This window comes from Prevotella sp. TCVGH (assembly GCF_023522295.1).
GTDB lineage: Bacteria > Bacteroidota > Bacteroidia > Bacteroidales > Bacteroidaceae > Prevotella > Prevotella timonensis.
Genome location: NZ_QFFX01000090.1, coordinates 1 through 8,227, shown reverse-complemented (window position 1 = coordinate 8,227; position 8,227 = coordinate 1). Strand labels below are relative to the sequence as shown.

Below are 8,227 nucleotides of genomic sequence, written 5' to 3'. Positions count from 1 at the left end.
AATATATAAATGGAACAAAGGTAATGATTTACAAGTAGTTGAAACGTTTTTATGCACATTTTTGTCACATTAGCCAGGATTCCATATCCCAAACTTAGGGCTTAATGCTAATGAAACTTGTACATTATTGTACGATGGCGTATTTTCCGGGCGTGCCAGTGTGGTTTGAGGATTATCTTTATACGTCTTTACCAGCGTGCAGATTTCATCCGATATGTGTGTGAACATAGTCGACAGGTTAAGCCATTTCCACGAAAGGGCATAACTTAAATTTTTACTGATGGATGGGACAAGGAAAGGATTTCCTGAATCGTAGGTATAACGGTTGTTAAATTGCACCCCATCGCGAAGTTCATAATATGAAGGACGGTAAATATCAGTAGCATACGTTAGTTGCATCTGTGTTTTTCCAACTGGCAAAGAGAGTGCCAAAGAGGGAAAGAAATTACCATACGTCTTACTTTGATTTGCTACGTACATATTGTGATCATAATAGTTGAAGTTGATGTATTCATATCGTAGTCCTGCCTGTACGTTCAGTTTACCAAAAGTTTTGCTATAATCAACAAATACAGAGGTCATATTCTCTTTTATCCGACTGTTCTCATCGTTTACCACATCTTGCGGCAATACAGTGTAAGATTCTTTCCGGTTGGATGCAGAGAACTCGCTTCCAAACGATAGATTGCCAGACATGAAAGGTACCGAAAGCACCAACTTTGAAGCAAGCAGACGATTATATGTCCGCCGGTCAGAATTAATTTTCTGCACTTTTTCCTGTACTCCTACCTCATTTATTTTCTCGGTATTATTCATCTGTTCTTTTTTTCCAGACCAATAATAATCAGTATTAAAATCAATATTCATTTTTCCTATTTTCCCGACATAATAAACATTGGACAACAATGCTTTTGAATTGCCAGGATACTCGAAATATGACAGCGACTGTTCTGTCTGAACATTATTGCACATAGACAGTCCTTTAATATCTCCAATGGCCAAATTTTTGGCATATCGGTCATAACTGATACTTGCCCCAATAGAGTTATCAGCATTTAACGAGTAACTTGTAGTCAGCCGCACATAAGGATTGACATTGGTGTATTCTTGAGAAACAGCAGAATTCTGTTCCCAAATATCGTCAAGATAGGTCATCTGATGAATTTGCTTGTCATCTTGCTTATGCGTATAGGCCCCATAGAGATGAATGTTCGTGTCCCATCTTCCCTTTCGGTAATTCAACCGCAGACTTTCAACCCAACTCATTCGCTTCTGCTCATTCACTTTCGAGTTAGTCTTACTGTCAATGCTGAATCCTTCGCCGACAACCTTCTTCGTAGTGATGCGTATCACGCTTTTCACATTTGCATTATAGCGTGCTCCCGGATTGGTTATGACCTCTATATTCTTTATCTCGTCAGGCTGCAAGCGTTCCAATTCCATTCCATCGCGCATCTTTCTTCCGTTGATGTATATTTCAGGAGCTCCTCTTCCCAATACTTCGATATTTCCATTCCTTACAGATACATTCGGAATCAGGTCGAGCAGATGCTCCATTGACGGAGTTTTCTCCAATATGCTGCCTGCAACGGTAGTTATCATTCCCTCGTCTTTGAGTAATGTCTTCGGTAATTGGGATTTTACAATGACCTCTCCAAGCAAATGGGAGTCTTCTTCCATCATTATGATAATGGATGATGCGTCATTACAGTTTATAAACTTCGTCTTATATCCGACAGACGAAACTTTCAAAAAACTTCCTTGAGAAAGCTTTTCTGTTCGGAAAAAACCATCGATATCACTTGATGTTCCTCCAAGAAACGTAGAATCTTTTGCAGATAGTACTACAATGTTTGCAAATGAGACAGGATTCTGTTTTTCGTCCACGACTTTTCCTGTAACACTTTGCGCCATTGTCTGCAAACTTATTAACATTAATAAAGTAGCTATCAAATTTTTCATAAGAGATATTTTTAAAATGTTTTTAATCAGATTCTTATAACTTCTAACATTACACATTTTGGCAGTTATGTCTGCTTTATAATCTTCTCGATTTGATTATTTCTGTTGCAAAAATATTTATATCTCCAAATTATATCGTTACACTTTTGTGTAATTTTTCTTTTCTATCTTGCTTTTTACACTTTTGTGTAATCTTTTAGTGTCGTTTCGAAGAAAAAAAGTATTTTTGCCATGAGATTAAGTGAAGTACCTAATATGTTCGCCATATATGACAGATGTAAAAGAATTCTTTATCGCATCAAATACCGTACGCAACGCACCGGACTATGACTCACATGTACTCTCTACATTGGTGCAAACCGTAGAGGCTTTTGCGCGTGTTACCTATCAGAGCGTTTACTTGATAGATTATTACAGGCAGGAGTTTCTTTATGTGTCGGACAACCCTTTGTTTCTTTGTGGGCATACGGCAAAGGAGGTGAAGGAATTAGGGTACAGTTTTTACTTGGAACATGTGCCGGAGGAGGAACAAAAAATGCTCGTGGAGTTGAACAGCAGTGGGTTTAAGTTCTTTGATACTTTCGACAACGTTGATAAATATCAATGTTCTATGTCCTATCATTTTCATCTGAAGAGTGGAACGAGGAGCAAACTAATCAATCATCAGCTTACTCCCATTCTATTGACCGATGAGGGCAAGATATGGATTGGAATGTGTGTCGTGTCTCTGTCTTCTCATAAAACAGCTGGGCATGTAGAATTTCACAAGAATGGACAACAGAAATATTGGAATTACTCTTTCGAGGGACATCGGTGGAAGGAATGTGATGGTGTATCGCTTAAAGAAGAAGAGCTTGAAGTTCTCAGACTATCTGTGGCTGGTCTTACGATGGCAGAAATTGCAGACAGGATGTGTCGCTCGTTAGACTCCATTAAATTCTACAAACGCCACGCCTTTGAAAAATTAGGTGTGGCGAATATTACAGAAGCTATTTCAAGGGCAACCTTAAACAAATTGTTCTGAGAAAAGAACTTCGCTTATTGCAAAAGTGAGGAGAAATAGAATTTTGGAAAATAGTTCACAGGTTTTCCTGTAGCAAGATTGTACATTGCCGTTGTACACAATCCCGCTGTAATCCATGATGCTATGGACAGTTGCGGAGGTGGGAGCGTTTCACTTTCTTCTCGATATTGAGTAACGATTTTATCCAACCACTCTTTTGGCTGATTCCAAAAAGCCCCATGTCCGGTAACATATTCAGCCACCTTTAGTTCAAATCCCTTAAATCCGTCTGACAATTCTGATATGGAATGTCCCAATGGGTCTGCGATTGTAACAAAACCTGCCCAACCAAAGTTGTATGGGTGCAGTACAGGAATTTTCCTTTCTTTGCATATTTCATCAAAGATGAATGGGGTCTTATCCTTAAAGTCCAAGGCATTGATAGCCACATCATGCCCATTCAGCATCTTTTCGATATTATCAGGAGTCAGAAACTCCGTATGAAAGTCTATCTGTGCATTGGGATTAATGCTTTGCAAGCGTTCAGCTAAACACTTCGCTTTGTATCTACCAATGTTATTTTCTGTATAGTTCTGCCTGTTAAGGTTGTTTTCCTCCACCTTATCTCCATCAATAATGGTGATATGTTCAAAACCAAATCTTAAAGCACATTCAGCGATTATACTGCCAATACCTGCGCCGCCAAGTAAAATCTTATAATGCTTGATAATACTTTGTTCCCTGTCGCTCACATAGAGCCTGTTTCTACTGTATCTTTGTTCCATAGTCAATAATTATTTTTCGCAAAAGTAGAATCTACAAAATAAATATGCACTACACAAAAGTGTAATAATCGTTCAGATCATTGGTTATTTTAGTTTTTATAACATATTCAGAAAACATGGAAGGCTCATTAATGCTGAATTTTCTTTACAAAGTGCCTCTCAAAACTCGCGTGAAAACAACCAACGGCAAAGTGGGTCGCAAATACGCGAGAAATGAGCGAGGTTTGTAATTGGTTGTTATTAAGTATATTACGCTTACGACATCTCTTTTCTTCCTATTTTTACCATTTTTTGGCGGCTAAAGCATTACTCTAAGCTTGTTATTTGCATGCTTTAATGCTGTTATGGTATGTGAATAACACCCTTAAATGGTGTTTCCAAGGGCGTTAAATCAATGTTCCAGCTTGAAAAGACGTCTATTTTGTGAAAATCAGCGCATTTTTGTTGTGTGTTTGCCTATTCATTTTTTCTATTTTGAAGATTTTGAATGACCGTTTTTTGGTAAAATTACAGGACAAAAACTGCAAATGCCATTACCAAAGAAAATAAGAAAACTGCACCTTTCGTTGAAGAGTCATGGTTGGTGAAACAAAAGAAGAAAAAAGAGCGTTTTGCATCATCTACACCCTTTCTACAATGGAAGAGCTGTGTTCATGCAATTAGTTTTTTATATTTTGTATGGTTGGTATCATTATTTTTATGTAAATTTGCAAAGTATGGATGCACAAATTTCAAACAATCAATGGAGCGAGAATATCATTCTCGTTGATGGTGATTATATCGATCAGGTTGCTTTTGACCTGATTGTGAACTTTGAACGAATGATTGGACGGCGCATACCTGCAGCCGACACTGCTCGTTGGATTGATTGCATAGCCTTAGATGGCGGTATCAGAGAAGGAACACATGACACACAAGTGATTTTTGTGCATAGCAAGGAAAAGACTACACTGGAAAACTTTCAGCCAGGCAATTTTGAAAATGACTTGAACGGAAAGGCTTTCAAAGATCACTTAGGCGAGTTTATATTAAGTTCTTTTCCTGTAGAGGATATTGTGCAGGATACCGACTTCTTTATGGACATCCTGCTCACCGTATGCCAGCATCCAAATGTCAAACGGATGATGATAGTTCCCAACTGTGAACGGGAGGGGGTGTTCGACCGCATCCGTACAAGTCTGCGTAGCGTAGACGATGAGAATAAACGCATCACTGTTTTTGCCATGCAACCCTTAGTGGGAGGAAACTTCAGGCAAGAAATCTTGGGCTATTCGTTAATGAATGCCTTAGGGATTAAGAGCGAAGAAATAAAATAAAGTATAACAACCAACAGAAAGTGCCGATAAAGGCGTACCCTGCGAGGCACTCTCCTCCACAACGGAGGTGACGGGGATTCATGATTATGTCACGAGTTTTAATGATTGGCGCTGGTGGCGTCGCAACCGTAGCAGCATTTAAGATTTCACAGAATCCAGAAGTGTTTACAGAGTTGATGATAGCCAGCAGACGTAAAGAGAAATGCGATAAAATAGTAAAAGCTATTGGTAACCCAAACATCAAAACAGCCCAAGTAGATGCCGACGATGTGGAGCAACTAAAAGCTTTGATGAACGATTACAAGCCAGAGTTGGTGATTAACTTGGCATTGCCCTATCAGGATCTTACCATTATGGAAGCTTGCTTGGCTTGTGGATGCAATTATCTTGACACGGCTAATTACGAGCCCAAAGACGAGGCACACTTTGAATACTCATGGCAATGGGCATACAAAGACAAATTTGAAAAAGCAGGACTTACAGCCATTCTTGGGTGTGGTTTCGACCCAGGCGTGAGTGGTATCTTCACGGCTTACGCTGCCAAACATTATTTTGATGAGATACATTATTTGGACATTGTCGACTGTAATGCTGGCAATCACCATAAGGCTTTTGCCACTAACTTTAACCCTGAAATCAACATTCGAGAAATCACACAAAAGGGACTTTATTACAATGACGGCAAATGGATTGAAACAGAACCTTTGGAAATCCATCAACCCATTACCTATCCAAACATCGGACCACGTGAAAGCTATTTGATGCACCACGAAGAGTTGGAAAGCTTGGTGAAGAATTATCCTACCATTAAACAAGCTCGGTTCTGGATGACCTTTGGTGAACAATACCTTAACTATTTGGATGTTATTCAAAATTTGGGTATGTCGCGCATCGATGAGATTGAATACGAGGCAGAACTGGCTGATGGCTCTGACACGAAGGTGAAGGTAAACATTGTTCCACTACAATTTCTCAAAGCCGTATTGCCCAATCCACAAGACCTTGGTGAGAACTACGACGGTGAGACGAGCATCGGCTGTCGCATTCGTGGTATAAAAGACGGTAAAGAACTTACCTATTACGTTTACAACAACTGCAAACACCAAGACGCCTACAAAGAAACAGGAATGCAAGGAGTGAGCTATACCACTGGTGTGCCTGCCATGATTGGTGCCATGATGTTTCTTAAAGGAATTTGGAAGAAACCTGGCGTTTGGAACGTTGAAGACTTCGACCCAGATCCTTTCATGGAACAACTCAACAAGCAAGGCTTGCCTTGGCACGAAGAGTTTGGCAAAGATTTGGAATTATAGTCATTTTGGCTGACAAAGTCAATAGGAACAATTAGGCTAATTAGCTCAACAACAAAAAAATAAAATACAAAATATGGCAAAAGAAGAAACAAAATCACCAGCCACCAACGAAGGCAAGCTGAAAGCACTACAGGCTGCCATGGCGAAGATAGAGAAGGACTTTGGTAAGGGTTCTATTATGCGAATGGGTGATGAACAAATAGAAGATGTTGAAGTGATACCAACAGGTAGCATTGCATTAGACTGCGCACTCGGTGTGGGTGGATATCCACGAGGACGCATCATTGAAATATATGGTCCAGAATCTTCGGGAAAAACTACACTGGCTATTCATGCTATTGCTGAGACACAAAAGGCTGGAGGCATTGCTGCCTTCATTGATGCCGAACACGCTTTCGACCGTTTTTATGCCGCAAAGTTAGGCGTAGATGTGGATAATCTATGGATTTCGCAACCCGACAACGGTGAGCAAGCTTTGGAAATAGCAGACCAACTGATTCGCTCTTCAGCTATTGACATCTTGGTTATTGACTCTGTGGCAGCACTGACACCTAAGAAAGAGATTGACGGTGACATGGGCGACAGCAACGTTGGCTTGCAGGCTCGACTGATGAGTCAGGCTCTTCGCAAACTCACCTCGAATATTAGCAAGACCAATACCACCTGTATCTTTATCAACCAGTTGCGAGAAAAAATTGGAGTCATGTTTGGTAGTCCAGAGACCACTACAGGTGGCAACGCATTAAAGTTCTATGCCTCTGTACGACTGGACATCCGAAAGGTGACCAGCCTGAAAGATGGCGACCAGGTTGTTGGTAATCAAGTGCGTGTGAAAGTGGTAAAAAACAAGGTAGCACCTCCATTCCGCAAAGCAGAATTTGAGATCACCTTTGGTGAAGGAATATCAAAAATCGGAGAAATTGTTGATTTGGGCGTAGAATATGACATTATCAAGAAAAGTGGTTCGTGGTATTCTTATCAAGACTCTAAATTGGCACAAGGACGCGATGCAACCAAAAAGTTACTGAAAGACAATCCTGAGCTGTGCGAAGAATTGGAAGCACAAATCAAACAAGCTATTGCAGAAAAGACAGAATAAAAAAACTTAAAAAAATGATGATACGTTCATCCATAAATAATAAATATTTTCTATCTTTGTAGCAACATATTCTACAACCATAAGTCAAGGCTGGTGGTATCAGTCAAAGCTGGTTCTCACTAAGCATCAATGACTAAGAAATGGGACACATTATTCATTTAATCAACATAGTTATGAGGAAATTATTTTTAACAGCAGTCATCGCATTGCTTAGTATTGGCGCTTTTGCGCAAGAGGGACAAGCCTACTTAGGTGGGCAACTGGCGTATCCAACAGACATCAAATCGTTAGGTGTGGGTCTAAAAGGTGGCTATGGAATCACTGACGCTATCCGCACACAGGCAACATTCGACTACTTCCTAAAAAAGAACAATGCTTCTTGGTGGGATATCAATTTGGATGTACATTATCTCTTCTCACTTGGAGACAATATCAAGGTCTACCCCCTGGCAGGACTTACCTACCTACGCGGTTCTGTTGATGGCTTCACTCAAACAGTCAGCACGCCAGCTGGTAGTATCACAGTAGGAAGTAACGAATCACACAGTGACGGCAATCTTGGTGTAAACCTTGGTGGTGGTTTCCAATACGACCTCTCAGAAAAGTTTGCCCTCAATGCAGAGGTTAAATTCCAAATTATTAAAAACTCCAATCAAGGCGTCATCTCTGCAGGTTTTCTGGCTTATATGACAAAAATGTGCATAATTTAGAGTCGTTTTCTTTTATGTGACAAAAATGTGCATGGAATC

7 protein-coding genes are annotated in these 8,227 nt (G+C 40.0%); 5 read left to right on the top strand and 2 right to left on the bottom strand.

From position 1 onward, the window contains the following. Positions 1-69 precede the first annotated feature (69 nt). Positions 70-1,962, bottom strand: coding sequence for a TonB-dependent receptor domain-containing protein (locus tag DEM91_RS11565; RefSeq protein WP_249859027.1), 1,893 nt, complete (start codon positions 1,960-1,962; stop codon positions 70-72). A gap of 268 nt (positions 1,963-2,230) precedes the next feature. Between DEM91_RS11565 and DEM91_RS11560 the strand changes: the two genes are divergently transcribed. Beyond that, the gene (locus DEM91_RS11560) at positions 2,231-2,986 is read left to right on the top strand and encodes a helix-turn-helix domain-containing protein (protein ID WP_195252380.1); all 756 of its coding nucleotides are present in this window, start codon (positions 2,231-2,233) and stop codon (positions 2,984-2,986) included. A gap of 14 nt (positions 2,987-3,000) precedes the next feature. Here the strand turns inward: DEM91_RS11560 and DEM91_RS11555 are convergent, their stop codons facing one another. After that, positions 3,001-3,750, bottom strand: coding sequence for a ThiF family adenylyltransferase (locus DEM91_RS11555; RefSeq protein ID WP_195252381.1), 750 nt, complete (start codon positions 3,748-3,750; stop codon positions 3,001-3,003). 716 nt (positions 3,751-4,466) lie between these two features. Between DEM91_RS11555 and DEM91_RS11550 the strand changes: the two genes are divergently transcribed. The 4 genes from DEM91_RS11550 to DEM91_RS11535 all read left to right on the top strand — a co-directional run bounded on the left by DEM91_RS11550 (position 4,467) and on the right by DEM91_RS11535 (position 8,188). Beyond that, a complete protein-coding gene (locus DEM91_RS11550) occupies positions 4,467-5,066 on the top strand; it encodes a DUF6621 family protein (protein ID WP_249859026.1) in 600 nt (199 codons plus the stop codon). An 86-nt stretch (positions 5,067-5,152) separates the two neighbouring features. Further along, positions 5,153-6,379, top strand: coding sequence for a saccharopine dehydrogenase family protein (locus DEM91_RS11545; protein WP_249859025.1), 1,227 nt, complete (start codon positions 5,153-5,155; stop codon positions 6,377-6,379). Positions 6,380-6,452: 73 nt separating this feature from the next. Then, the gene (gene recA, locus DEM91_RS11540) at positions 6,453-7,478 is read left to right on the top strand and encodes a recombinase RecA (protein WP_025072417.1); all 1,026 of its coding nucleotides are present in this window, start codon (positions 6,453-6,455) and stop codon (positions 7,476-7,478) included. A gap of 173 nt (positions 7,479-7,651) precedes the next feature. Then, on the top strand, positions 7,652-8,188 hold the full coding sequence (locus DEM91_RS11535; protein WP_249859024.1) for an outer membrane beta-barrel protein: 537 nt from the start codon (positions 7,652-7,654) through the stop codon (positions 8,186-8,188). Positions 8,189-8,227: the final 39 nt, after the last annotated feature.